General features: G+C 65.6%; 21 protein-coding genes. 13 read left to right on the forward strand and 8 right to left on the reverse strand.

Annotated elements, in window-relative coordinates; translation table 11 throughout:
- Positions 1 to 5 precede the first annotated feature (5 nt).
- The 3 genes from SPHN_RS01615 to thiS all read right to left on the reverse strand — a co-directional run bounded on the left by SPHN_RS01615 (position 6) and on the right by thiS (position 2,204).
- The gene (locus SPHN_RS01615) at positions 6 to 659 is read right to left on the reverse strand and encodes an HAD-IA family hydrolase (RefSeq protein WP_248520732.1); all 654 of its coding nucleotides are present in this window, start codon (positions 657 to 659) and stop codon (positions 6 to 8) included.
- Positions 660 to 916: 257 nt separating this feature from the next.
- The gene (locus tag SPHN_RS01620; protein WP_248520733.1) at positions 917 to 1,099 is read right to left on the reverse strand and encodes a CsbD family protein; all 183 of its coding nucleotides are present in this window, start codon (positions 1,097 to 1,099) and stop codon (positions 917 to 919) included.
- A gap of 112 nt (positions 1,100 to 1,211) precedes the next feature.
- Positions 1,212 to 2,204 (reverse strand): sulfur carrier protein ThiS, encoded by a 993-nt coding sequence (gene thiS / locus SPHN_RS01625; RefSeq protein ID WP_282580374.1) that lies wholly within the window; start codon positions 2,202 to 2,204, stop codon positions 1,212 to 1,214.
- Between the two features lie 133 nt (positions 2,205 to 2,337).
- Here thiS and aroQ point away from each other — a divergent pair, with 133 nt between their 5' ends.
- From aroQ to SPHN_RS01690, 12 genes are all read left to right on the forward strand, one after another.
- Positions 2,338 to 2,772, forward strand: a complete 435-nt coding sequence (gene aroQ, locus SPHN_RS01635; RefSeq protein ID WP_248520734.1) for a type II 3-dehydroquinate dehydratase — start codon at positions 2,338 to 2,340, stop codon at positions 2,770 to 2,772.
- A gap of 14 nt (positions 2,773 to 2,786) precedes the next feature.
- Entirely contained in the window at positions 2,787 to 3,272 is a 486-nt protein-coding gene (gene accB / locus SPHN_RS01640) for an acetyl-CoA carboxylase biotin carboxyl carrier protein (RefSeq protein ID WP_248520735.1), read from the forward strand.
- Complete coding sequence (accC, locus tag SPHN_RS01645; protein WP_248520736.1) at positions 3,272 to 4,624, forward strand: acetyl-CoA carboxylase biotin carboxylase subunit; 1,353 nt, start codon at positions 3,272 to 3,274, stop codon at positions 4,622 to 4,624. The genes accB and accC overlap by 1 nt, the downstream gene beginning before the upstream one ends.
- Before the next feature lie 206 nt (positions 4,625 to 4,830).
- Positions 4,831 to 5,166 (forward strand): arsenate reductase family protein, encoded by a 336-nt coding sequence (locus SPHN_RS01650; RefSeq protein WP_248520737.1) that lies wholly within the window; start codon positions 4,831 to 4,833, stop codon positions 5,164 to 5,166.
- Positions 5,167 to 5,347: 181 nt separating this feature from the next.
- Positions 5,348 to 5,686 (forward strand): P-II family nitrogen regulator, encoded by a 339-nt coding sequence (locus SPHN_RS01655; RefSeq protein ID WP_055875939.1) that lies wholly within the window; start codon positions 5,348 to 5,350, stop codon positions 5,684 to 5,686.
- Positions 5,687 to 5,830: 144 nt separating this feature from the next.
- On the forward strand, positions 5,831 to 7,243 hold the full coding sequence (gene glnA / locus SPHN_RS01660; protein WP_248520738.1) for a type I glutamate--ammonia ligase: 1,413 nt from the start codon (positions 5,831 to 5,833) through the stop codon (positions 7,241 to 7,243).
- 297 nt (positions 7,244 to 7,540) lie between these two features.
- Positions 7,541 to 9,136 (forward strand): isocitrate lyase, encoded by a 1,596-nt coding sequence (locus SPHN_RS01665; RefSeq protein WP_248520739.1) that lies wholly within the window; start codon positions 7,541 to 7,543, stop codon positions 9,134 to 9,136.
- A 190-nt stretch (positions 9,137 to 9,326) separates the two neighbouring features.
- Positions 9,327 to 10,295 (forward strand): cytochrome c oxidase subunit II, encoded by a 969-nt coding sequence (locus tag SPHN_RS01670; RefSeq protein ID WP_248521451.1) that lies wholly within the window; start codon positions 9,327 to 9,329, stop codon positions 10,293 to 10,295.
- Positions 10,292 to 12,838, forward strand: coding sequence for a cytochrome c oxidase subunit I (gene ctaD, locus SPHN_RS01675; protein ID WP_248520740.1), 2,547 nt, complete (start codon positions 10,292 to 10,294; stop codon positions 12,836 to 12,838). Before SPHN_RS01670 ends, ctaD begins: the two co-directional genes overlap by 4 nt.
- The gene (locus tag SPHN_RS01680) at positions 12,835 to 13,218 is read left to right on the forward strand and encodes a hypothetical protein (protein ID WP_248520741.1); all 384 of its coding nucleotides are present in this window, start codon (positions 12,835 to 12,837) and stop codon (positions 13,216 to 13,218) included. The genes ctaD and SPHN_RS01680 overlap by 4 nt, the downstream gene beginning before the upstream one ends.
- A complete protein-coding gene (locus tag SPHN_RS01685) occupies positions 13,215 to 13,835 on the forward strand; it encodes a cytochrome c oxidase assembly protein (protein ID WP_248520742.1) in 621 nt (206 codons plus the stop codon). The genes SPHN_RS01680 and SPHN_RS01685 overlap by 4 nt, the downstream gene beginning before the upstream one ends.
- The gene (locus SPHN_RS01690; RefSeq protein WP_248520743.1) at positions 13,832 to 14,860 is read left to right on the forward strand and encodes a c-type cytochrome; all 1,029 of its coding nucleotides are present in this window, start codon (positions 13,832 to 13,834) and stop codon (positions 14,858 to 14,860) included. Before SPHN_RS01685 ends, SPHN_RS01690 begins: the two co-directional genes overlap by 4 nt.
- Before the next feature lie 4 nt (positions 14,861 to 14,864).
- Here SPHN_RS01690 and treY read toward each other — a convergent pair whose 3' ends face one another.
- The 4 genes from treY to glgX are packed head-to-tail and all read right to left on the reverse strand — an operon-like array spanning position 14,865 to position 23,090.
- Positions 14,865 to 17,303: a malto-oligosyltrehalose synthase gene (gene treY / locus SPHN_RS01695; protein ID WP_248520744.1), complete on the reverse strand. Its 2,439-nt coding sequence runs from the start codon at positions 17,301 to 17,303 to the stop codon at positions 14,865 to 14,867.
- Positions 17,300 to 19,288: a 4-alpha-glucanotransferase gene (gene malQ, locus SPHN_RS01700; RefSeq protein ID WP_248520745.1), complete on the reverse strand. Its 1,989-nt coding sequence runs from the start codon at positions 19,286 to 19,288 to the stop codon at positions 17,300 to 17,302. Before malQ ends, treY begins: the two co-directional genes overlap by 4 nt.
- A complete protein-coding gene (gene treZ / locus SPHN_RS01705; protein ID WP_248520746.1) occupies positions 19,285 to 20,991 on the reverse strand; it encodes a malto-oligosyltrehalose trehalohydrolase in 1,707 nt (568 codons plus the stop codon). The genes malQ and treZ overlap by 4 nt, the downstream gene beginning before the upstream one ends.
- Positions 20,988 to 23,090 carry a glycogen debranching protein GlgX gene (gene glgX / locus SPHN_RS01710; RefSeq protein WP_248520747.1) on the reverse strand — a complete coding sequence of 701 codons (2,103 nt, stop codon included), beginning with the start codon at positions 23,088 to 23,090 and terminating at the stop codon, positions 20,988 to 20,990. The genes treZ and glgX overlap by 4 nt, the downstream gene beginning before the upstream one ends.
- A 184-nt stretch (positions 23,091 to 23,274) precedes the next feature.
- Here glgX and SPHN_RS01715 point away from each other — a divergent pair, with 184 nt between their 5' ends.
- Complete coding sequence (locus SPHN_RS01715) at positions 23,275 to 24,378, forward strand: NADH:flavin oxidoreductase/NADH oxidase (RefSeq protein WP_248520748.1); 1,104 nt, start codon at positions 23,275 to 23,277, stop codon at positions 24,376 to 24,378.
- 114 nt (positions 24,379 to 24,492) lie between these two features.
- On the opposite strand, the gene SPHN_RS01720 is transcribed toward SPHN_RS01715, so the two are convergent.
- Positions 24,493 to 25,296, reverse strand: a complete 804-nt coding sequence (locus SPHN_RS01720; RefSeq protein ID WP_248520749.1) for an SDR family NAD(P)-dependent oxidoreductase — start codon at positions 25,294 to 25,296, stop codon at positions 24,493 to 24,495.
- Between the last annotated feature and the right edge of the window lie 18 nt (positions 25,297 to 25,314).

Genomic DNA, 25,314 nt, shown 5'->3' on the forward strand with positions numbered 1-25,314 from the left:
GCGTATCAGTCTCGCGTGAGCGCAAGCCCGTCCGCACGCGCCACCACCGACAGCCCGATATAATCGGCCACCGTAGGATGCGACGTCTTCACCCCGTGCGAATGCGTGGCGGTGATTACCAGCACATCCGCCCCCGCCGCTTCACCCGCCGCGATCCCAGCGGCGGCATCCTCGAACACGAGGCAATCGCCCGCCGCAACGCCGAGCCGTTCGGCCGCGACCAGGAAACAATCGGGTGCGGGTTTGCCGTTGGGGATGTCGTCGGCCGCAATCATCGTTGCGGGGATCGGCAGGCCAGCAGCCTTCAACCGAACTTCGGCCAACGCGCGCGGGGCCGATGTGACGATCGTCCAGCGTTCGGGTGGCAGGCTGGCCAGAAACGCAGCAGCCCCGGCGATCGGTTCGATATCGCCGACATCCTCCATCTCGGCCGCAGTAATCGCAGCGGCTTCGGCGACCGGGTCGACGCCGGGGAGGTTCAGGCGGCGGACCGTCTCGACCGACTGCACGCCGTGGATCGTCGGCACGAACGTCGCGGCATCGAGCCCGTGGACGATCGCCCATTTGGTCCAGGTGCGCTCGGCCGACGCGATCGAGGTGAGGATCGTGCCGTCCATGTCGAACAGGAACGCGGCGTAGGTGCGAGTGGGGAGAGTCATGCGGGTGCTCGTTAGGGAGGTTGGCGGGTTGGGCAAGGCGGTTTGTTTCTCTGCACCACCCCGGCAAAGGCCGGGGCCCAATTGGGAGACGGTTCTGATTAAGGGCGGCACGTGGTTACCATGGACATGCCAATTGGGCCCCGGCCTTCGCCGGGGTGGTGGCAGTTCTGATAGTAGCGGCACCAAAACCCTGCCACGCAAAGAAAAGGCCGCTCCGGTTTCCCGAAGCGGCCTGTATTCTCACATCAAGCCAAAGCTTAGATGTCGTCGCCGAGTGCGCCCTTGACGCTGCCCTTGACGTTCTGCGCAGTGCCCTTGGCCTGCTGCGCTTCGCCTTCGGCCACCAGCTTCGCGTTGTCGGTCGCCTTGCCGACGGCTTCCTTGACGTTACCTGCAACCTTGTTGCCTGCTGCTGCGACCTTGTCGGTGAACTCGCCCATCAGAGCCTCCACTTGCTTTTGCGGTCCCGCCAACCGGGCCGCTTGAACTTGCTAAGGTATAACGGCCGTCTTTACCGTGGGTTCCGTGACGTTTGCGTCATCACCCGCCGAATCAGATCAAGCCCGCCAGCGGACTCGAAGGATCGGCATAGCGGCGCTGGCCCATCCGCCCGGCGCGATAGGCGAGCCGCCCCGATTCGACCGCGGCCCTCATCGCCGCCGCCATCATCAGCGGGTCCTTCGCCTCGGCGATCGCGGTATTCATCAGCACACCGTCGCAGCCAAGCTCCATCGCCACCGCGGCATCCGACGCGGTGCCGACGCCGGCGTCGACCAGCACGGGCACCCCCGCCCCCTCGACGATCAGCCGGATCGTCACGCGGTTCTGGATACCGAGACCCGAGCCGATCGGTGCGCCCAGCGGCATGATCGCCACCGCGCCCGCATTCTCGAGGCGCTTGGTGGCGATCGGATCGTCGACGCAATAGACCATCGGCTTGAAGCCCTCGTTGGCGAGGATCTCGGTCGCGCGCAGCGTCTCGACCATGTCGGGATAGAGCGTCTTCGCCTCGCCGAGCACTTCGAGCTTCACCAGCTCCCAGCCGCCCGCCTCGCGCGCCAGCCGGAGCGTGCGGATCGCCGACTCGGCGTCGAAGCAGCCGGCGGTATTGGGAAGGTAGGTGATCTTCTTCGGGTCGATGAAGTCGGTCAGCATCGGCGCGTTGCGATCCGACACGTTGACGCGGCGGACCGCGACGGTGACGATCTCCGCGCCGGACGCCTCGACCGCGGCGGCGTTCTGCGCGAAATCCTTGTATTTGCCGGTGCCGACTATCAGCCGCGACTTGAAGGTCCTGCCGGCGACCGTCCAGCTATCCTCGTGGTCGCCGCCACCGACGAAATGCACGATCTCGAGGTCGTCGCCATCCTCGACCATCACGTCTGCCAGCGTCGAGCGCGGCACCACCTCCATGTTGCGCTCCACCGCGATCTTCTCGGGCACGAGGCCCAGTTCGGTCGCGAGTTCGGCGAGGCTCAGCCCGGCGGTGACGCGCTTGTGCTCGCCGTTGACGGTGATCGAGACGGTGCCGTCGGAATGGGGCATGGGTGCGTGGTCCACTATAGCGACGGCACGGCTCGACTTGTCGCGAGCCGTGCCTGTAAGGAATGGCGTGACGCGCATATAGGGATCGCTTCGCCGGCCCCGCAACCGACCTGCAACCGAAAGGCTATCGCTCTTGCCAGATACCGTTTTCGTCCTGAACGGCCCCAACCTCAACCTGCTGGGGACGCGCGAGCCGGAGATCTATGGCGACGAGACGCTCGACGATATCGCCGGGATGCTGGAGGATCGCGCGCGCGAACTCGACCTGGCGATCGACATGCGCCAGTCGAATCACGAGGGCCACCTCGTCGACTGGATCCAGGAGGCGCAGGCGCGCGGTGCCAAGGCCGTCATCCTCAACGCGGGCGCGTTCACGCATACCTCGGTCGCGGTGCACGACGCGATCAAGGGCGTGAAGACGCCGGTGATCGAAGTGCATCTTTCCAACCCCCACACCCGTGAATCGTTCAGGCATGTGAGCCTGGTCGGTCAGGCGGCGAAGGGTTCGATCGCGGGTTTCGGCGCGCTTTCGTATCTGCTCGCGCTTGAAGCCGTCGCACGGTTCTGACAGGAGGCCCCGCCATGAACGATACACCAGAAACAACAGGCGCCATGCAGGTCGACGTGACCCTGGTACGCCAGCTCGCCGAACTGCTCGACACCACGCAGCTGACCGAGATCGAGGTCGAGGACGGCTCGCGCCGTATCCGCGTCGCGCGCAAGGCCGCCCAGGCAGCCCCCGTCGCGCATTACGCGCCGCCCGCCCCGGCCCCTGTTTCGGCACCGCTGTCGATCCCGCAGGCCGAGGTTGGCGCATCTGCTCCCGCGATCAGCGCGAGCGCGGTCAAGTCGCCAATGGTCGGCACCGTCTATCTCGCCGCCAACCCCGAGGCGAAGCCGTTCTCGACGGTCGGCCAGAAGGTCAATGCGGGCGACACGCTGCTGATCATCGAGGCGATGAAGGTCATGAACACGATCGTCGCGCCATCGGCTGGCACCGTGACCGCGATCCTGGTCGAGAACGGCCAGCCGGTCGAGTTCGACCAGCCGCTGGTCGTGGTGGAATAATGCCGCAAATCAAGAAGCTGCTCATTGCGAATCGCGGCGAGATCGCGCTGCGGATTCACCGTGCCTGCCATGAGATGGGCATCAAGACGGTGGCCGTGCACTCGACTGCCGACGCCGACGCGATGCACGTCCGGCTCGCGGACGAGGCGATCTGCATCGGACCGCCGTCCGCCGCGGACAGCTATCTGAACATCCCGAACATCATCTCGGCTGCCGAAATCAGCGGCGCGGACGCGATTCATCCCGGCTACGGCTTTCTCAGCGAGAACGCCCAGTTCGCCGAGATCGTCGAACTGCACAACATCCTGTTCGTCGGCCCCAAGCCCGAGCATATCCGCACCATGGGCGACAAGGTCGAGGCCAAGCGCACCGCGGGCGCGCTCGGGCTGCCGCTCGTCCCCGGCTCGGACGGCGCGATCAGCGACATCGCCGAGGCCAAGGCGATCGCCGAGTCGATCGGTTATCCGGTGATCATCAAGGCGGCTTCCGGCGGCGGTGGTCGCGGGATGAAGGTCGTCAACGACGCCGACGATCTCGAAACGCAGATGCAGCAGGCCGGCAGCGAGGCGAAGGCCGCGTTCGGCGACGCCACCGTCTACATGGAAAAATACCTCGGCAACCCGCGGCATATCGAATTCCAGATCTTCGGCGATGGCAACGGCAACGCGATCCACCTGGGCGAGCGCGACTGCTCGTTGCAGCGCCGCCACCAGAAGGTGCTCGAGGAAGCGCCCTCGCCGATCATCACCGCGGAAGAGCGCGAGCGGATGGGCGGGATCGTCGCCAAGGCGATGGCCGACATGGGCTATCGCGGCGCGGGAACGATCGAGTTCCTGTGGGAAGCGGGCGAATTCTACTTCATCGAGATGAACACCCGGCTCCAGGTCGAGCATCCGGTGACGGAGATGATCACCGGGCTGGACCTGGTGCGCGAGCAGATCCGGGTGGCCGAGGGTCATCCGCTGACGCTGCGCCAGGAAGACGTCCAGTTCCGCGGCCATGCGATCGAATGCCGCATCAACGCCGAGGACCCGCGCACGTTCGCGCCGTCGCCGGGGCTGGTGAAGGTGTATCACGCGCCGGGCGGGATGCATGTGCGCGTCGATAGTGGGCTGTATGCCGGGTATCGCGTGCCGCCTTACTACGACTCGATGATCGCCAAGCTGATCGTCTACGGGACGACCCGGCAGGGTGCGTTGCGGCGGTTGCGGCGTGCGCTCGAGGAGATGGTGATCGAGGGTGTCACGACGACGATCCCGCTGCACCGTGCGCTGCTCGACGATCCCGAGTTCCAGGAGGGCGCGTACACGATCAAGTGGCTGGAAGAGTGGTTGGCCAAACAGGGGGCTTAACGGCCGCCTCACCCCCCGTCATCCCAGCGAAAGCTGGGATCTCCCCGTTCGGGTCGCATCGCAAACCAAGCGGAATATCCCAGCTTTAGCTGGAATGACGGATTGGGGCAGCGGGAGCTCTTAGCTTTCCCTGAAATGACGGGGTGGGCAGCGGGGATCCCAGCTTTTGCTGGGATGACGGGGTGTCAGATGATAACGGAGCATGCGTGAAGGCGACGATCTACCACAACCCGCGCTGCTCCAAATCCCGCGAGGCGCTTGCCCTGCTGCAGGAGGCAGGCGCAGACGTCACGATCGTCGAATATCTGAAGACCTCGCCCACCCGCGCGGAACTCGTCCGCCTCTACGACCGCGCCGGCATGACTCCGCGCCAGGGCCTGCGCATGGCCGAGGACGGCGCAAAGGCCGTGAAGCACGGCGACTCCGAAGCGATCCTCGACGCGATGATGATCGACCCGCTGCTGATCGAACGCCCGCTGGTCGAGACCGACAAGGGCGTCCGGCTCGGTCGCCCGATCGCACGGCTGCGCGAGATCCTGTGATCGGCTCCCCTGCCCTTGCATTGCGCACGCACCGCCTAGGTGCCGCAATTTCGGGCAGTGAAATCGACGATATTCTGCGGTTGCCCGAGGGCGCTGCGGCTGGCACGCTTGGTGCAAGGCGCCCTTCAGGGCGGACAGCTCACCCGAAAGGGCGAGGGTTTCAACAATCGGGGGCGTACCTGTGAAAAAGATCGAAGCCATCATCAAGCCGTTCAAGCTGGATGAGGTGAAGGAAGCGCTGCACGAGATCGGCGTGAGCGGCATCACCGTGACCGAGGCCAAGGGTTTCGGCCGGCAGAAGGGCCACACCGAGCTGTACCGCGGCGCGGAATATGTCGTCGACTTCCTGCCGAAGGTGAAGCTCGAGGTCGTCGTCGAGGACGGGCTTGCACAGCGCGTCGTCGAGGCGATCGCCGCGGCCGCACAGACCGGCCGGATCGGCGATGGGAAAATCTTCGTCATTCCGGTTGAGAGTGCGCTTCGCATCCGCACCGGCGAGCGCGACGACGACGCAATCTAGTTCAAACCCACGCATGGGGCGTTGACGGCAGGTAACGACATCGTCATTTGACGCGGCGCAACATTGTGTGGAAATCTCAATCCATACCGCAATTAGATTCCCCGCATGAGGCGGCGGATATCTCAAAAACGAAGGGCAAGCATCATGGCGAATTCGGCCTCCGACGTTCTCAATATGATCAAGGACCAGGAGATCGAGTGGGTCGATCTGCGGTTCACCGATCCAAAGGGTAAGTGGCAGCATCTGACGATGGTCGCCAGCCTGATCGGCGAAGACGAGCTGACCGACGGCCTGATGTTCGACGGCTCGTCGATCGAGGGCTGGAAGGCGATCAACGAGAGCGACATGACGCTCAAGCCCGATCTCGATGCAATCTACATCGATCCGTTCTCGGCGACGCCGATGATGATCCTGATCTGCGATATCGCCGATCCGGTCACCGGCGAGCTGTACGCGCGCGATCCCCGCTCGACCGCAAAGCGCGCCGAGGCGTATCTGCTGACAACCGGCGTAGGCGACACCGTGTATGTCGGCCCCGAAGCCGAATTCTTCATGTTCGACGACGTCCGCTTCGAAAACACGTACTCGAGCAGCTACTACAAGATCGACGACATCGAGCTGCCGGGCAATTCGGGTCGCGAATACGAGGGCGGCAACATGGGCCATCGTCCGCGCGCGAAGGGCGGCTATTTCCCGGTCGCACCGGTCGACAGCGCCGTCGACATCCGCGGCGAGATGGTCTCGACGATGATCGAGATGGGCCTGCCGTGCGACAAGCATCACCACGAGGTCGCCGCCGCACAGCATGAGCTGGGCCTGACCTTCGGTACGCTGACGCAGACCGCGGATCGCATGCAGATTTACAAGTACGTCGTCCACCAGGTCGCGCATGCGTACGGCAAGACGGCGACGTTCATGCCGAAGCCGATCAAGGAGGACAACGGCTCGGGGATGCACACGCACTTCTCGATCTGGGAAGGCAAGACGCCGCTGTTCGCCGGCAACGGCTATGCAGGCCTCAGCGACATGTGCCTGTATTTCATCGGCGGCATCATCAAGCATGCGAAAGCAGTCAACGCGTTCACCAACCCGTCGACCAACAGCTACAAGCGCCTCGTCCCCGGTTACGAAGCACCGGTGCTGCTGGCGTACTCGGCACGCAACCGCTCGGCGTCGTGCCGCATTCCGTACGGCACCGGCCCCAAGGCGAAGCGCGTCGAAGTCCGCTTCCCTGACGCGCTGGCCAACCCGTATCTCGCTTATGCGGCGCTGATGATGGCCGGTATGGACGGCATCTTGAACAAGATCCATCCGGGCGAGGCGATGGACAAGAACCTGTACGACCTGCCGCCCGCAGAGCTCGCGCAGGTCCCAACCGTCGCGGGGTCGCTCCGCGAGGCGCTCGAATGCCTGCTCGCCGATCACGACTTCCTGCTGAAGGGCGACGTGTTCTCGAAGGACCAGATCGAGAGCTATGTCGAGATCAAGTACGCCGAAGTCGCGCGCTGGGAGATGACGCCCAGCCCGGTCGAGTATGACATGTACTACAGCGGCTGAGCCGTGCGGGCCGCACGGCGGTGCGCGAGAGCGCACAGCCGCTGTCGGTCGGCGTCGCGAGTAGCGACGACCGACGGCGTGGCTTCGCCACGTCGCTGAACTGAGAAAGGGCGCCCGGAGCAATCCGTGCGCCCTTTTTCGTATCCCACCTGCCTAACCTATTCTGTAATCTTCTTTACACAACGACACGGCGCGTCCGCTGCCAGTGACATCCACACCTCATCCCCAACCGCATTCCCGACCAAAACCCTGTCAACGACCCTACACGACGATCAACGCAGCAGCGAAGGATCGCCCGTGACCTACCAGACGCACATCGCCCGGATCACCAACCTTATTGCCGACCAGAACGGCACCTGGGACGCGATCTCACCCGAATCGGTCGCACGGATGCGGCTCCAGAACCGCTTCGCCACCGGGCTCGACATCGCCCGCTACACCGCCGCGATCATGCGCAAGGACATGGCCGCCTATGACGCCGACCCCGCCAACTACACGCAGTCTCTCGGCTGCTGGCACGGGTTCATCGCGCAGCAGAAGATGATCAGCATCAAGAAGCATTTCGGCACCACCGACCGCCGCTACCTCTACCTTTCGGGCTGGATGGTCGCGGCGATGCGCAGCGAGTTCGGCCCCCTGCCCGACCAGTCGATGCACGAAAAGACCAGCGTCCCTGCGCTGATCGAGGAGCTCTACACCTTCCTCCGTCAGGCCGATGCCCGCGAACTCGGCATGATGTTCCGCGAGGTCGACGCGGCCCGCGCTGCCGGCAATGCGATCGAGGAACAGCGCCTGCTAAACGCGATCGAGAACCACCAGACGCACGTCGTGCCGATCATCGCCGACATCGACGCCGGCTTCGGCAACGCGGAGGCCACGTATCTGCTCGCGCGAAAAATGATCGAAGCGGGGGCCTGCGCGCTCCAGATCGAGAATCAGGTCAGCGACGAGAAGCAGTGCGGCCACCAGGACGGCAAGGTCACGGTGCCGCACGAGGACTTCCTCGCGAAGGTCCGCGCGTGTCGCTACGCGTTCCTCGAACTCGGCGTCGAGGACGGCATCATCGTCACGCGCACCGACTCGCTCGGCGCCGGCCTCACGAAGCAGATCGCGGTCAGCAAGGAAGCCGGCGACCTCGGCGACCAGTATAACTCGTACCTCGATTGCGAGGAGATCGATCCCACGACCGCGCGCAACGGCGACGTGATCTTGAACCGCGACGGCAAGCTGCTCCGTCCAAAACGCCTGCCCTCCAACTTGTTCCAGTTCCGCGCCGGCACGGGAGAGGACCGTTGCGTCATGGATTGCATCGCGTCACTTCAAAACGGCGCCGACCTGCTCTGGATCGAGACCGAGAAGCCGCACATCGAGCAGATCGCCGGCATGGTCGACCGCATCCGCGAAGTCGTCCCGAACGCGAAGCTGGTCTACAACAACTCGCCAAGCTTCAACTGGACGCTGAACTTCCGCCAGCAGGTGTTCGACGCCTGGGCCGCCGAGGATAAGGACGTTTCCGCCTATGACCGCGCGCGCCTGATGAGCGTCGACTATGACGGCACCGCGCTGGCCGACGAAGCCGACGAGCGCATCCGCACCTTCCAGGCGGATTCGGCCAAGCGCGCGGGCATCTTCCATCACCTCATCACGCTGCCGACCTATCACACCGCCGCGCTCTCGACCGACAATCTCGCCAAGGAGTATTTTGGCGATGCGGGGATGCTCGGTTATGTGAAGGGCGTCCAGCGCAAGGAGATCCGCGAGGGCATCGCCTGCGTGAAGCACCAGAACATGTCCGGCTCGGACTTGGGCGACGACCACAAGGAGTATTTCGCGGGCGAGGCGGCGTTGAAGGCCGGTGGCGCACACAACACGATGAACCAGTTCGCCGCCTGATCTGCACACGCCGGAGCGCATGTTCCGGCGTGCACCTTGCCTGACGGTCCGCTGCGGTGTCGGATCGCATATCGAGATCGGAGATAGGGACAGTGCTTCACCCCCAACATGAAACATATGTCATTTTCGGGTTTACGCCGCCCCGCCCTGGCCGCTAGGAGAAGTTCTTCTAAAGGGTGGCAAGGTGATGATGCGGAAGGCTATTTTTCTTTCCGTGGGGGTGTGCCTGTCGCTGTTGACGGCGTGCAACCGTCACCAGTCGACGCTCGCGCCGTTCGGCGAGGAAGCGGACAAGGTCCTCTCGATCACCATCGTCCTGGTCATCGGCGCGATCATTCTTGCGGGCGGTCTGGCATTGTTGATGCGCCATGCGATGCGCGCACCTGAGGGTCGGCTGACACACAAGGGCGGCATGAAGCTGGTGCTGTGGCTCGGCGGCATTGGGCCTTCGATCCTGCTGCTTGCGCTGCTACTCTACGCCCTGCCCGCGATGCGCCCGCGCGAGGTTGCGAACGGCGATCTCCGGATCGGTGTCGAGGGCGAACAATTCTGGTGGCGCGTCCGCTATGCGCCGCCGGGCGGATCGGTGGTCGAGGCGGCCAACGAACTCCGCCTGCCCGTCGGCCGCACCGTCGAACTGTCGCTGCGCAGCCCCGACGTCATCCACAGCTTCTGGGTGCCCGGCCTCGCTGGCAAGATGGACATGATCCCCGGCCGCACCAACCGCCTCGTCGTTCGTGCGACCAAGGCGGGGACGTACCGCGGCGTCTGTGCCGAGTTCTGCGGGCTCGGCCATGCGCTGATGGCGTTCGATGTCATCGCGATGGAGCCCGCCGCGTTCGCGAGCTGGCTCGCCGCGCAGGCCAGGCCCGCCACCGTCACCGCATCGCCCGGCGCGCGCCTGTTCGCAAGCTACGGCTGTAGCGGCTGCCACAGCGTCCGCGGCGTCGGGCCCGTCGCGAAGATCGGCCCCGACCTGACTCACTTCGGCTCGCGTCCGACACTCGCCGCAGGTGTGCTGCCGATGACCCGCGCCAACATCGCCGGTTTCGTGCGCGATCCGGGCAAGACCAAGCCCGGCGTGCGGATGCCCGCCTTCCCGCAGATGTCGGCTGCCGAAGCCGACCAGATCGCAAGCTACCTTCAGGGGCTCAAATGACCACCGAGAGCACCCCGTATGTCGCGCCCGACCAGAATGATCCCGCGGTCCGTAAGGGCCAGGAGGACCGTCTTCGCGAGGTATGGAAGCCGCCATCGGGCTGGTTTTTCCGCTGGACCGACGTCAACAACAACCGGATCGGCGTGTGGTACACGCTGACCGCGTTCGGCTTTATGCTGTTCGCGGGCGTGCTGGCGCTGATCATGCGCACGCAGCTCGCGGTGCCGAACAACGACCTCGTCACCGCGAACACCTTCAACCAGCTGTTCACGCTGCACGGCTCGATGATGATGTTCCTGTTCGCGGTGCCGATGTTCGAGGCGGTGTCGATCATCCTGTTGCCGCAGTTGCTCGGCGCGCGCGACCTGCCGTTCCCGCGGCTGTCGTCGTTCGGCTATTGGTCGTTCCTGATCGGCGGCGTGTTCGTGTCGGGCTCGATCTTCTTCGACGCGGCGCCCGATGGCGGCTGGTTCATGTACCCGCCGCTGACGACGCGGACCGATCTGAGCGGGCTCGGCGCCGACATCTGGATGCTGGGCTTGAGCTTCATCGAGGTGTCGTCGGTGGCGGCGGCGGTCGAGCTGATCGTCGGCGTGTTGAAATGCCGTCCGCCAGGCATGCGGCTCAACCTGATGCCGCTCTACGCCTGGTACATCCTGGTCGTCGCGGTGATGATACTGTTCGCGTTCCCGCCGCTGATCGCGGGCGACGTGCTGTTCGAGATGGAGCGGCTGCTGAACTGGCCGTTCTTCAACGCGGAGAAGGGCGGCGACCCGCTGCTGTGGCAGCATCTGTTCTGGATCTTCGGCCACCCGGAAGTCTACATCGTCTTCCTGCCGTCGATTGCGCTGTTCGCAATGCTGATCCCGACCTTCGCGCAACGCCATTTGCTCGGCTATCCGTGGATCGTGCTGGCTGCGGTCGGGACGGCGTTCCTGAGCTTCGGGCTGTGGGTCCACCACATGTTCACGACCGGCCTGCCGAAGATCAGTCTCGCCTTCTTCGCAGCGGCATCGGAAGCGGTGGCGATCCCGACCGGCGTGCAGATCTTCGTGTTCATCGCGACGCTGTGGGCGGGCAACGTCAAGAAATCGACGCCTTTGCTCTACGCGACCGGCAGCCTCGCCGTGTTCGTGATCGGCGGGCTGACCGGCGTGATGGTCGCGGTCGCGCCGTTCGACTGGCAGGCGCACGACACCTATTTCATCGTCGCGCATCTTCATTACGTGCTGATCGGCGGCACGCTGCTGCCGCTGTTCGCCGGGCTGTATTATTACTGGCCGCTGATCACCGGCAAGAAGCTGAGCGACAGGCTCGGGCGGATCGCGTTCTGGATCATGTTCGTGGGGATGAACGTGACGTTCTTTCCGATGCACCTGTCCGGCCTGCTCGGGATGCCGCGGCGTGTGTTCACTTATCCGGAGGAACTCGGAATCGGCGGGCTCAACCTTGCCTCGACGATCGGCTCGTACATGTTCGCGACGGGCGTACTGATCGTCTGCATCGACCTCGCGCTGTCGCCGCGCCGCCCCAAGGCGCCGCGCAATCCGTGGAATGCGGGAACGCTCGAATGGCTCGCGCTGCCCGACGACGAGGATTGGGGCATCCGCTCGGTGCCGCTGATCGAAAGCCGCTATCCGATCTGGGACCAGAAGAACTTCGTCCAGAAGGTCGACGAGGGCCGCTTCTTCCTGCCCGACGCGGAGGAGATGCGGCGCGAGTCGATCGTCACCTCCGTGCTCGACGCGCGCCCGGTGCAGGTGATCCGCCTCGGTACGCCGAGCGTGAAGCCGATGATGACCGCGGTCGCGCTGGCGGGCGTGTTCATCCTGACGACCTACCACCTCTATATCTGGTCGGCGGTCAGCGGCGTGGCGACGCTCGCCTGCGTGCTGTGGTGGCTGTGGACCGGGACCGCCGAGATCCCCGAAAAGCCGACCAAGCATATCGGCCACGGCATCGAGGTGCCGCTCTATACCTCCGGCCCGTCGGCACCGGGCTGGTGGGCGATGTTCATCACGATGATGGCGGACGCGACCGCGTTCTCGGGGCTGGTGTTCGGCTATTTCTTCTTCTGGACGATCCACAATGATTTCCCGCCGAGCGGCGTCGGGCTGAACGGGCCGGGCGTGTTCTGGCCGATGGTCGCGCTAGCGCTGACCCTAGCGGGCTGGGCCGCCACCGTCGGCGCACGCGAAGTCCATCGCCGCGGCAACGTCGCCGCCGGCCGCGCGCTGCTGGTGGTCGGGATCATCGCGACGCTGGCGAGCCTCTTCGCCGGGCTCGCCGGACCATGGTATTCGGGGTTAGACCCCGAACTCCACGTCTATCCCGCGATCGTCTGGACGCTGGCGATCTGGACCGCGGTGCATGCCGCGATCGGGGTCATCATGCAGGGCTATACATTGGCGCGTAGCCTCGCCAGCAAGATGACGCCGGTCTATGACGCGGACCTGCGCAACATCACCGTGTACCACCACTTCCTCGCGCTGACGGGCATCGTGACATTCTGCACGATCGGCCTGTTCCCGGGGGTCGCATGAAGAAGCATTGGGCGCGCGACCTGAAGGTCACGCTGTGGACGCTGATCGTGCCGCCGACGATCTGGGCCGCGCATTTTCTGTTCTGCTATTTGTGGGTGGCGGTAACGTGCGCGAAATCGTCCGCGCCGGGGACGGCGTTGAACGGCTTCCCGCTGGCGACGCTGATCGCGACGATCGTGGCGCTGCTGGGGATCGTCGCGGCAGGCTATATCGCGCGCGTCCAGTCCGAGACGCCGGGCGATCCCGCCCCCCACGAACAGGGCACGGCAATCGACCGGCTGCGCTTCCTCGCGCTGTCGACGCGGTTGCTGGCCGGGCTGAGCTTCGTCGCGGTGATCTTCACGGCCTTGCCGGTCATCATGTTCGGCGACTGCCGATGAGACGCGCGAGCGTCGCACTGGGCGTCGTGCTAGTCCCGCTCGGCTGGGCCTTCGCCGCAGCACCGCTCGGGATGGTCGGGCACATGGCGGGTCACATGATTGCGGTCGCGATCGCCGCACCGTTCCTCGCCTACGGGATCGCCGGGAGCAAGTTCGATCCGGCCGAGCGCTGGCCCGCAGTCGTGACCCCACTCGCGATGTCACTTGTCGAACTCGTGGTCGTGTGGCTCTGGCACCTCCCGGCGCTGCGGCTCCGCGTCGACATGCAGCCCGTCGCGTTGCTGATCGAGCAGGCGAGCTTCCTCATTGCGGGTGTCCTCTTGTGGAGCGCGGTGCTCGGGACGCGCATTGGCGGTGCCAGCGATCGACGGGCGTCGGGTGTCGCGGCGATGTTGCTCACTTCGATGCACATGACATTGCTCGGCGCACTGATCGGCCTCGCCCCGCGACCGCTCTACGCGATGATGGCGATGCACCCGGCCATCCACGGTCTCGACGCACTCGAAGACCAGCAACTCGGCGGCGTCGTCATGCTGATGGTCGGCGCTGCGAGCTATTTCCTCGGCGGGCTAGCCATGCTCGGCGGACTGTTGAAGACACGGAGCGCGACCGCATGACGATCCGGATCACCTGGGCGCGCGCCGCCGCCGCCATCGTCGGACTGGCGCTCGCCGGGCTGTTGTTCGCGTGGTCGGGCGTATTCAATATCGCCGCGTCGTCGGGCCATTGGAAGATCACCGACTGGTTCCTCCACTGGACGATGCGCAACTCGGTCCGCACCTACGCCGCCGTCACCGCCCCCGACGATCCCAAGGCGAAGGAAGGCCTCGTCAGCGCCGCCGGCCTGTTCAAGGCCAGCTGCGCTTCGTGCCACGGCGCGCCCGGCGTGCGTCCGCTCCCGGTGATGCAGGCCGCGACGCCCCCTGCCCCCGATCTGTCGGTCAACGCGCGAGAATGGACCGACAAGCAGATCTTCTGGATCCTCAAGCATGGCGTGAAATACACCGGCATGCCCGGCTGGGCCGCCAGGGATCGCGACGACGAAGTCCGCCGCATGGTCGCCTTCGTCCGCCTGCTCCCCGAGATGACGCCCGCGACCTATCGCTCCCTGACCGAAGTACCGGGTGTCGCCGATGCCAAGATCGCCACCTGCGCCGGCTGCCACGGCGCGGACGGGCGAGGTCGCAACCAGCCCGACATGCCGGTACTCGGCGGCCAGAGCCCCGCGTATCTCCGTGCAGCACTGGAGGCCTATGCGACCGGCAAGCGCCAGAGCGCGGTCATGGCGAACGCCGCCGCGACGCTGACGCCTGATGAAATGACGCGGTTGGCGGATCACTTCGCAGCGATGCCGGGGATTGGCAGCGTCACGCCGTCGGGCTCGGACGAAGCCGCGAAGATCGATCGCGAAGGCCTCCCCAAAGTCCAGCTCCCCGCCTGTGCGAGCTGCCACGCCCCCGGCAAGCCCTACCCCGTCCTTGCCGGCCAGCGTGCCAGCTACATCGCCCAACGCCTCCGCAACTGGCGCGGCGACGAGACGGTGGTCGACGCGCGAAAATCGCAGGCGACGATGCCGGTCATCGCCCGCCGTATCCCCGAGGACATGATCGACCCGCTCGCGCGCTATCTCGCAGGCCGCTGATCGCTTAGCCGTTCGCGGGCAGCATCTCGATCGACACGGAACGCTCGCCGAGCAGATCGGCGAGCGGTTCACCGGATGCGAGGGCGGTGTCGCCCCACCAGTCGCGCGCGTCGATCCGGTCGAGATATCGCTCGGCACAGCGTAGCGGGATCACACAAAGCATAATTGCGTCCGGACCGATCCGGCGAAATGCAATGGCCTGGTCGGCGCGGATACCGCTTAACGCGATGGGCTCGTAATATCCCTCCGAGAACACCGTCGGATGCGTCCGTCGCAGCGTGAGAAGCTGTCGGATCAGCGCCATCTTTGCTGGCGTATCGACGGCTAGCGACGCCTGAAGGTACGCGTAATCCACCGGCCGGCGGTTGTCGGGATCGACCAGACTTAGATCTGCAATCTCCCTGCCCTGATACAGATCGGGGACGCCGGGAACGGTATAGCGCAGCGCGACTTGCGCAAGGCCGTTCGCCGCCGCCGCGGGTGCGATCCGAGCGACGAACGCAGTTATGTCGTCGAGGAAAGCCTGCGACCGCTCAGGATCGAGCAGCGCGCGTGCCAGATCGTGGCAGCGGCTCTCATAAGCCTCGTCCGGCGCCTCCCAGGACGAGCGCAGCTTCGCCTCGCGCAACGCCTTTTCCTGCCACGCGACGATCCGCCTGGCAAAGTCCGACAGTCCTTTTGTATCCGCTGCAGTCAGGCCCTCGGGCCAAGCGCCGAACAGCGTCTGGAGCAGCATATAGGCGTCGGCGGGATCGACCCCGTCGGCAAACGGCGCGGCGAGTTCGCGCCATCGTTCCACGCGCGCGCCCCAGAGGTCGGGCAGTTCGCTCAACACCGCGAGCCTTGCGCGGACGTCTTCGCCCCGCTTGTGGTCATGAGTCGCCGTCGCAAGCATGGCCGCCGGCCAATCGCGGGCGCGCTCGACCATGGCCGCGTGGAACTCGTCGATATCGAGCGACATGCGAGCCGCGTCGAACCCGACGTCATTGCGCGAGAGCAGGCGGGCGTAGCGATAGAAGGCGGTGTCCTCGACCGCCTTGGCCGCAATCGGCGCAGAGAGTTGCTGGAACTTGCGCACCGCTTCCGCTGCGAGCCTGGCGTCCCCGGGACCCTCGCCTGCCAGCCATGCGAGGATTCGTTCGACCACGGCGCCCTCGCCTGGTGGGACGAACTGCGCGATGCGCTGGCGGACCGTCTCGCGGATCGCGGCGTTCGCTGCCGGGGCGGCGTCGCCTGTTCCGTAGGTGCGATAGACCGGAAAGACCCAGAGCAGTCGCTCGATCGCGCGGTCGAGCATGCCGCGGGTAAGGCCGTCGCATTCGGGCGTCGAGCGGGCGAGTGCGACGAAGGCCTCGACGCAACCACGGTGCTGCGCGTGGAACTGCCATGCGAGCAATTCCTGCCGCGCGCGCAGTTCCTCGGGCGCGAAGTCAGGGGAGCGGCCACTGATGTCCGCCCAGAGCTTGGCGAGCGGTTCGGCGCCTGCCGGCGCGTGCAGCAAGGCTGTGACCTGCTCCATGAAGTCGTACCCACTGGTGCCGTCGACGCCCCAGTCGGTACTAAGCGGTTCGCAGTCGGCGAGGATCTTCTCGATGACGATATAGGCCGGACCGGGTGGCGCATCGGCGGGGCGCTCGATCGAGTCGAGGCGCGCGCGGAGGCGGCGGCAATAGTCGGCGGGGTCGGTCAGGCCATCGACGTGATCGACGCGGACGCCGTCGATCAGGCCTTCGGCGTAGAGGCGGAAATACAGCGCGTGCGTGGCGTCGAACACGACCGGATCTTCGGCACGAAGGCCTGCGAGGTCGTTGATCGTGAAGAACCGGCGCCAGTTGAGTTCGTCATTGGCGACGCGCCAGGACGCGAGACGATAATGCTGGCGGTCGATCAGCGCGGCGATGTCGTCGGTTGCTGCGGTGGCCTGATGCTCGTCGCGGATCGGCAGGTGGTGTTCGCCATACGCTTCGAGGACGTAGCGACCATCGACCTGCTCGACCTTCAACGCGCCACTCGCGAGCGTCTTGGCAAGCGGATCGCCGAGGATCGGGAGCACCAGCTTCTCGCGCCAGTCGATGTCGAAGTAGCGCGCAAATTCGCTAGCCTCACCGTATGCTAGGACGTCGTTCCACCACGCGTTCTCACCACCCGCAACCCCCATGTGGTTGGGGACGATGTCGATGATGACGCCCATGTCGCGCGCGCGGAGTGCTGCAACCAGGGTGCGAAAGGCCTCTTCGCCGCCGAGTTCGGGATTGATCCGGGTCGGATCGACGACGTCGTAGCCGTGGGTCGAGCCGCTGCGGGCAGTTGTGATCGGCGAGGCGTAGAGGTGGCTGATCCCCAGGTCGTCGAGATACGGCACCAGCGCCTCCGCATCGGCGAAGGTGAAGTCCTTGTGGAACTGGAAACGGTAGGTTGCGCGCGGCGTCGGGGGGGGGATCATGCAGGTCTCGTGGCGTTGAGCGTGGCGATGCGGGCGGCGACAGCGGGGCGTTGGAGCAGTGCCTCGGTCGTGTCGGGCAGGCGGCGGCGCCAATTGGGATGTTCGTCGATCGTGCCGGGGAGGTTTGGCTGCTCGATCACCCCGGCCAGATCCTCGATGGGTATGATGGCCAGCGCGCAGGGCGTGCCGGCGACATGCGCGATCGCAGCGTCGACGACCGGGCCGGTATCGTCGGGCGATGATCGCTTGGCACCCGTGTCGAAAGCGGACCAGAGCGCCGCGCGATCATCGGCGCGGGCTGCCCGGTCTGCGGGCTCGTCGACCGCGTCGGACTTGCGACCGAGGTCCCACGTCCAGTCGATGTCGCGGCCGCTCCACCAGCCCGCGACCGTCGCGAGATCGTGCGTACCGGTCATCGCCACCGCGTCGGGAGACCATCTCGCGGGGGGCACGAAGCCGTCCACGTCGCGCTCGAACCAGAGTACGCGCATACCGAGCATGGCCCGCGCATCCATCGCCTCGCGAAAGCCGTCGGGGACCGTGCCGAGGTCTTCGCCGATGACGATCGCCTTCGCGCGCTGTGATTCCATCGCGACGATCCGCATCAGGTCGTCGAACGGCATGTCGAGGTACGCGCCCTCTGCTGCGGAGGCGCCTTCGGGCACAACCCAGAGGCGGCGCAGGCCGAACGCGTGGTCGATGCGGATACCGCCGGCATGCGCGAGGGCGGCGCGAATTGTGGCGATGAACGAGGCGAACCCGGTTTCGCGGAGCGCGTGCGGATCGAAGCCGGTGATGCCCCAGCTTTGCCCGTCTGGACCTAGTGGATCGGGTGGTGCGCCGATCGACAAGCCGGTCAGCAGATCGCCGCGGCGGCTCCAGCCGTGACTGCCACCCGGGTCCATGCCGACGGCGAGGTCGGCGATGAGGCCGATCGCCATGCCGGCGTCCTTCGCAGCCGTCTGCGCGGCGTCGAGATCGCGACGGGAGAGCCATTGGAGGAAGACGTAGAAGGTAACGTCATCGGCATGCTCGGTGACGAAGCGGCGGACGGCTGGGCTGGCAGGATCATGATACTCGGCCGGCCATTGCTGCCAGCCTCGCGCGCCGGTTGTCGCGAAGAAATGCGCGTGGAGAGCATCGAATTCGGCGTGACGTTCGAGGTCGTCTCCGCCCTCCCGCCTGAATGCGTCGAGAGTTTTGCCAAGTTGCCGAGCATCTTGGTCGAAGGTCTTACGAAGGCGTGCGAGCTTGGCAGAGATTGCGCGCTGCCAGTCTATCAAGTCGGGCGCGGGCAAGTCAGGCGCGGGGTCGTCCGACGTCCCGGCGAACGCGGACGCATCGGCATACAGGCCGTTGAGGAATTGCCGGCTCGACGGTGCGTAAGGGCTGTAACGACTGGCGTCCGCGGGAAAAAGCGCATGCGTCGGGCTGATGGCGAGTGCGTCGGCACCGTGCTCCCCGAACGCTCGGGCGGCGTCGGCGAGTGTGCCGAAGTCGCCGAATGCCTTGGCAGTCTCGCTGCGCAGGCTCGGGATCTGGACCGCGGGCGCCCAGATCTTGCGCCCCGGTACGGCGTCGGCGATCGTGTAGCAGCGGCGCGGGGCGACTAGCAGGTCGATCACGTCGTCGCCAATTTCGAGACGATGATAGCCGGTGTGCTCGATTGGCTTCAACGCGCCTCGGTCGATCGCAACCGACGTCCGCATCCCGTTTTCTAGGGTGAGTTCGGCCTCGCCCGACAGCGTCGTCGCAAGCTGGATGGGATCGCCGACATCGACCGACAGGAAGCGAGGCGCTCGCGCAGCCCTGACTGCGATAGCGGCGAGGCTATCAGCGATCTGTTTAGGGCTTGCGGACGGGTGGCCGAGGCGATCGAGGATCGTCCGCAATGCCTCGTCCGACACCGTCTGGCGTCGACCGGCGGCATCCTGCCATTCGAGTTGCAGCCCCGCCGCGGTCGCGAGCGTTTGCAGGCTGCTCATCGTTCCAGCCAGACTGCGACGCTGCCGGACTGGCCGAGTCCGCCATCGTCGAAGATCGGTGCAGCGTCGATCTCGGGGAACGACACGGCCTCGTCCCCGAGGTTCAGCGCGATCGTTAGCACCGCGCCATCGCCCATCGTCCAGCGTGCGACGACCGCCCCCCCCCCGATCGCTTCGGCGCCGATCGCGGTCGTGCCACGGAGGCGAGGGATGATCGCGTCGTGGCGGATTTTCAGCAGGTTACGGTACAGGTCTTGCCACTTGGTCGCATCCGGGCCGGGTTCTGCGCGCGACCGATGAAAGGTCTCGTGCGCGTTCGGATCGGGGATCGCCTCGCGCGCTTCGGGATCGGCGAATGCGGCGAACTTAGCGAATTCCCTGCGGCGGCCTTCGCGCACCGCATCGGCGAAATCGTCGTGGAAATCGGTGAAGAACAGGAACGGGCTTTCGCTGCCATGCTCGTCGCCCATGAACAGCAACGGGATCTGCGGGCCGAGCAGGAGCAAGGCGGTGGCGGCGCGCAGCTTCTGGCGATCGGCGAGCAGCGTCAGGCGTTCGCCCATCGCGCGATTGCCGATCTGGTCGTGGTTTTGCAGGAACGCGACGAACGCGGTCGGCGAGAGATGTGCGCTCGGCTTCCCGCGCGGTTTGCCGTCGTGGTTGGTCGAGCCCTCCCCCTGGTAGATGAAGCCTTCGCTCAGGCAGCGTGCGAGGCGTTCGGCCGGACGGTCTGAAAAGTCAGCATAATAGGCGCTGGTTTCGCCGGTCAGCAGCACATGGAGGACGTTGTGGAAGTCGTCGTTCCACTGCGCGTCGAACGCGGCGGGATGGAGGCGCTCCGCGTCGTTGCATTCGTTCTCAAGAACGAGGTGGACGTGGCGGCCTTCGGTCTTCTCGCGCAGTTCGGCGGCCATCGCGTCGAGGAAGGCGTCGTTCTCGATCGCGTGGACCGCGTCGAAGCGGAGGCCGTCGAAGCGGTATTCGTTCAGCCACATCAGCGCATTGTCGACGAAATAGCGGTGGACCGGCGGCTGGTCGACCGCCACCGCGCCGCCCCAAGGGGTATCGACTTCGGCGTTGAAGAAGTCCTTCGCATAGGCGCCGAGATAGTTTCCGTCGGGACCGAAGTGATTGTAGACGACGTCGAGGAACACCGCGAGGCCGAGTTCGTGCGCGCTGTCGACGAGCGCCTTCAGGTCGTCGGGCGTGCCATAGCTTTCGGCCGGGGCGTAGGGCAGCACGCCGTCATAGCCCCAGTTGCGGGTCCCACCGAACGCGTTGACGGGCATGAGTTCGATTCCCGTGATGCCGAGTTCGGCGATTGCCGGGAGGTGATCCGCGACGCCCGCGAAGCCGCCGAGCGTGCCGACATGGACTTCCTGGATGACCATCTCTTCCCACGGACGGCCGCGCCAGTCTGTCGTGCGCCAGTCATAGGCGGCGTGATCGACGACGATGCTCCACCCATGGACGCCGCCCGATTGTGCTCGCGAGGCCGGGTCGGGGACCGTCAGATCATCGGCCAGCCGGAACCGGTATCGTGTACCCGGCCCTACGGGCGCCGAGGTGCTGAACCAACCGTCGGCGTTGCGGATCATGGGAACCGCATCGCCATCCGCGATCTCCAGAGTCACGACTTCGCGGTCGGGAGCCCAAAGGCGGAACGTCGTCCCGTCTTCGCCAAGCGTCGGTCCCCAATTCATGCCGCTGCGATCGTCCACGCGAGCAACGCCGCACCCTGGGGGGGAAGCTCGTAGCTGTCCTTGATCGGCGTCGGCCCCTGCTCGGGCTTGCTGCTGTCGATCAGCACGGTGCGCTCCACCTCTTCGGGGGGTGGCATGTGGAAGGTCAGCGGCCCCTCCGAGGCGTTGAGGAACAGCGAGATCACCTGGATCTCACCCGATTCCATCTCGCACGCGCGGCGCATCACGAGGGCACGGCCGTTGGTGTTGTCCCAATCTTCCGCCTTGAGTTGCTGGCCGCGCTCGTCCCACCATTCGATGTCCTTCAGCCCTTCGGCCGGCGTGTCGTCGCCGTAGAGGAAGTTACCGGCACGCAGCATGCCGTATTCGCGGCGCAACGCGATAAGGCGAGCGGTGAAGTCGATCAGCGCCTCGCCTTCGGGGGACTTCGCCTTCTCCCAATCGAGCCAGCTGATCTCGTTGTCCTGGCAATAGGCGTTGTTGTTGCCGTGCTGCGTGCGGCCGAACTCGTCGCCGGCGACCAGCATCGGCGTGCCGAGCGACGAGAACAACGTTGTCAGCATCGAGCGCATCACGCGCGACCGGGTTTCGAGGATCGCGGGATCCTCGGTCGGCCCTTCGACGCCCCAGTTGCGGGAGCAATTGTTCGAATGGCCGTCGTTGTTGTCCTCGCCATTCGCCTCGTTGTGGCGTTCCTCGTAGGCGACGGTGTCGGCGAGCGTGTAGCCGTCATGAGCGCCGAGCAGGTTTACGCTCGCCCAGGGGCGGCGCGCCCGGCGGTCGAACAGATCGGCCGAGCCTGTCAGGCGCGCGGCGAGATCGGCGCGCTGCGCGTGGTCGCCGCGCCAGAATTTCCGCACGGTGTCGCGGTACTTGTCGTTCCATTCGGCGAACCCTGGCGGGAAGTTGCCGAGCTGATACCCGCCGGGGCCGATGTCCCACGGCTCGGTGATGAGCTTCAGGCGCCCGAGCACGGGATCCTGTCGCAGCACGTCGAAGAAACCAGCGCCGGGATCGAAGCCGGTGTCCGTCCGGCCGAGCGTCAGCCCGAGATCGAAGCGGAAGCCGTCGATGCCGAAGCTGGTCGCCCAGTAGCGGAGCGAGTCCGCGACCATCTGGATCACGCGCGCCTTGGTCAGGTTCAACGTGTTGCCGGTGCCGGTGTCGTTGATCGAATAGCGCGGGTCGTCCTTGACGAGGCGGTAGTAGCTGGCGTTGTCCAGGCCGCGCCAGGATAGCGTCGGGCCCTGTTCGGAGCCTTCGCAGGTGTGGTTGTAGACGACGTCGAGGATCACCTCGATCCCGGCCGCATGCAGCCGGCGGATCGAGCGGCGGAGTTCGTTGTGGCTGTCGGTCGCGAAGAACGAGCGCTCGGGGGTGAAGAAGTTGAGGGTGTTGTAGCCCCAGTAATTGCGCAGGCCCTTCTCCTGGAGGAAGCGGTCCTGGATATAGGTGTGGATCGGCAGCAGCTCGAGCGCGGTGACCCCGAGGCGCTTGAGGTGATCGATGACCTTGGGGTTGCCGAGCGCCGCGAAGGTGCCGCGCTCGGAGGGCTGGACCTCCTCGAACAGCTTGGTCAGGCCCTTGGTATGCGCCTCGTAGATCACCGTCTCGGACCAGGGCGTATTCGGGCGCACGTCGCGCGACCAGTCGAAATGGCTGTCGGTCACGACGCCCTTGGGCATCGTCAGCGCGCTGTCGCGCTTGTCGAAGCTCAGGTCCGCGCGCGGCGACTTGACTTGGTATCCGTACATCGCGTCGGTCCAGCGGAGTTCGCCGATCATCTGCTTGGCGTAGGGATCGAGCAGCAGCTTGTTGGGATTGAAGCGGTGGCCTTCTTCCGGCGCGTACCGGCCGTGGGCGCGATAGCCGTAGACGAGGCCGGGCTGCGCGTCGGGGAGGTAGCCGTGCCAGACCTCGTCGGTCCACTCGGGAAGCGCATAGCGCTTCAGCTCGCGGCGGCCGGTTTCGTCATAAACACACAGTTCGATCTTCTCGGCATTGGCGGAATAGACTGTGAAGTTGACGCCGAGGCCGTCAAAGGTCGCGCCGAGGGGGTATGCCGAGCCGGCGTCGAGCGTGTCGGGCAGTAGATGCAATGCGAAGACCCTTTTCGTGTCGTAATCGTCTCGCTGCGCGCGCGGCTTTACCGCGGTGCAGCATTCCTTGCCGTGAAACCCGTCCGCCGGTTCCTATGTTCCGCTCGCAGCAGCGAGTTTTCGCCGCACGTTCTCAGATTTCAAGGGACATCCCTATGCCTTTTCCCATTCGATCGATCCCCGCATGAGCGGCCCGAAACTGTTCGAGCCGCTCACTGTCGGCAATCTGACGCTCGCCAACCGGATCGTGATTGCGCCGATGTGCCAGTATTCGGCGGAAAACGGCTGCATGAACGACTGGCACCAGATCCATCTCGGCCAGCTCGCGCTGTCGGGGGCTGCATTGCTGACGATCGAGGCGAGCGCGGTGCTGCCCGAAGGACGGATCACGCATGGTGACGTCGGGCTGTACGACGATGCGACCGAGGCGGCGACGGCGGGGGTCATCGAGAGCGTGCGACGCTGGTCCGACATGCCGATCGCGATCCAGTTGTCGCATGCCGGGCGCAAGGCGTCGTGCGAAGTGCCTTGGAAGGGCGGGCTCCAAATCGCGCCGGGTGAGCCGAACGGCTGGCAGACCGAGGGGCCTTCGACGGTCCCGTTCCTGCCCGAGGAGAACGCACCGGTCGCGCTCGATGCCGAAGGACTGGCGCGGGTGCGCGATGCGTTCGTGGCAGCGACGGTGCGGGCTGCTCGGCTCGGGATCGACGCGGTGCAGTTGCATGCGGCGCATGGCTATCTGTTGCACGAGTTCCTGTCGCCGCTGTCGAACCGGCGCGAGGACGAGTATGGCGGCAGTCTCGAAAACCGGATGCGCTTCCCGCTCGAGGTGTTCGATGCGGTTCGGGCTGCGTTCCCAGCCGAGCGTGCGGTGACGATGCGGGTGTCGGGGACCGATTGGGCCGAGGGCGGATGGGATTCGGACCAGACCGTGGCGTTCGCGAAAGCGCTCGAGGCGCGCGGGTGTAGCGCGATCCACGTCTCGAGTGGGGGCACGACGCCGGCCCAGCAGATCCCGGTCGGGCCGAGCTATCAGGTGCCGCTGGCCCGCGCGGTGAAGCAGGCGGTGTCGATCCCGGTCGTCGCGGTGGGGCTGATCACCGATTTCGAGCAGGCCGAGGCGATCGTAGGGACGGGCGATGCGGACATGATCGCGCTGGCTCGGACGATTTTGTACGATCCGCGCTGGCCTTGGCATGCGGCAGCGCATCTTGGGGGGAAGGTGAAGGCGCCGAACCAGTATCTCCGGTCGCAGCCGAGGCAGTTTAAGGATTTGTTTGAGGGGTAGGCTTCTCTGTCACCCCGGACTTGTTCCGGGGTCCACCGTTCCGCGAACCGACCATCGGCGAGTGTGCGGAACGGTGGATGCCGGAACAAGCCCGGCATGACGGATGGTGGCGGCTCAACCCGCGACGGTCATCACCGAGCCCGAATCCACGCGAATATCCGCGCCGTTGATGAAGCTCGCCCGCTCCGAGCACAGGAACACGATCGCCGATGCGACCTCTTCAGACGTCCCGCGGCGCTTGAGCGTCATGCCGGGGCGCTCTTCCTCAAGGAACGTCTCGATCGCCTCGTCGAAGCTCGTGCCCTTTTCGTCGGCGCGCTTCTGCATCATCGTGTCGGTCATCGGCGTGGCGATGAACGCGGGCGACACAGTGTTCACCAGCACGTTGTCGCACCCGTAAGCCTTGGACAGCCCCTTCGACAGGCTCGAAATCCCCGCCTTCGACGCGCAATAGGCGAGTTCGTCGACATAGGGCTGCACCGCGTCCTCCGAGCTCATCAACACGATGCGGCCCCATTTCGCGGCGCGCATCGCCGGGATCGCCTCGCGGCAGACGCGCACCGCGCCCATCAGGTTGATGTCGAGCGTCGACTGCCAACCGGCATCGTCGACGTCGAGAAAGTCGCCGGTGGAGCCGGTCACGCCTGCGCAGTTGACCAGTATGTCGGGCTCGCCAAGCTGGTCGCGGACCTTGGCGAACAGCGCCTCTACGTCATCGAGCTTGGTCAGGTCGGCCTCGACCGCGATCACCTCGCCGTGTGCCTTCAGCTCCTCCACGCTGGAGTCAAGATCGCCGCCGGGTTGGTCGGTGATCGCGACGCGGACACCTTCCTGCAGCAGCATCCGGGCGGTCTCCTTGCCCATGCCGCTATCCGCGCCGGTCACCAGCGCGATCTTGCCTGCGATATCGAGGTTCATGTTGTCGTCCTTACGTCA

It is taken from the genome of Sphingomonas faeni (genome assembly GCF_023195535.1).
Classification (GTDB): domain Bacteria; phylum Pseudomonadota; class Alphaproteobacteria; order Sphingomonadales; family Sphingomonadaceae; genus Sphingomonas; species Sphingomonas faeni_B.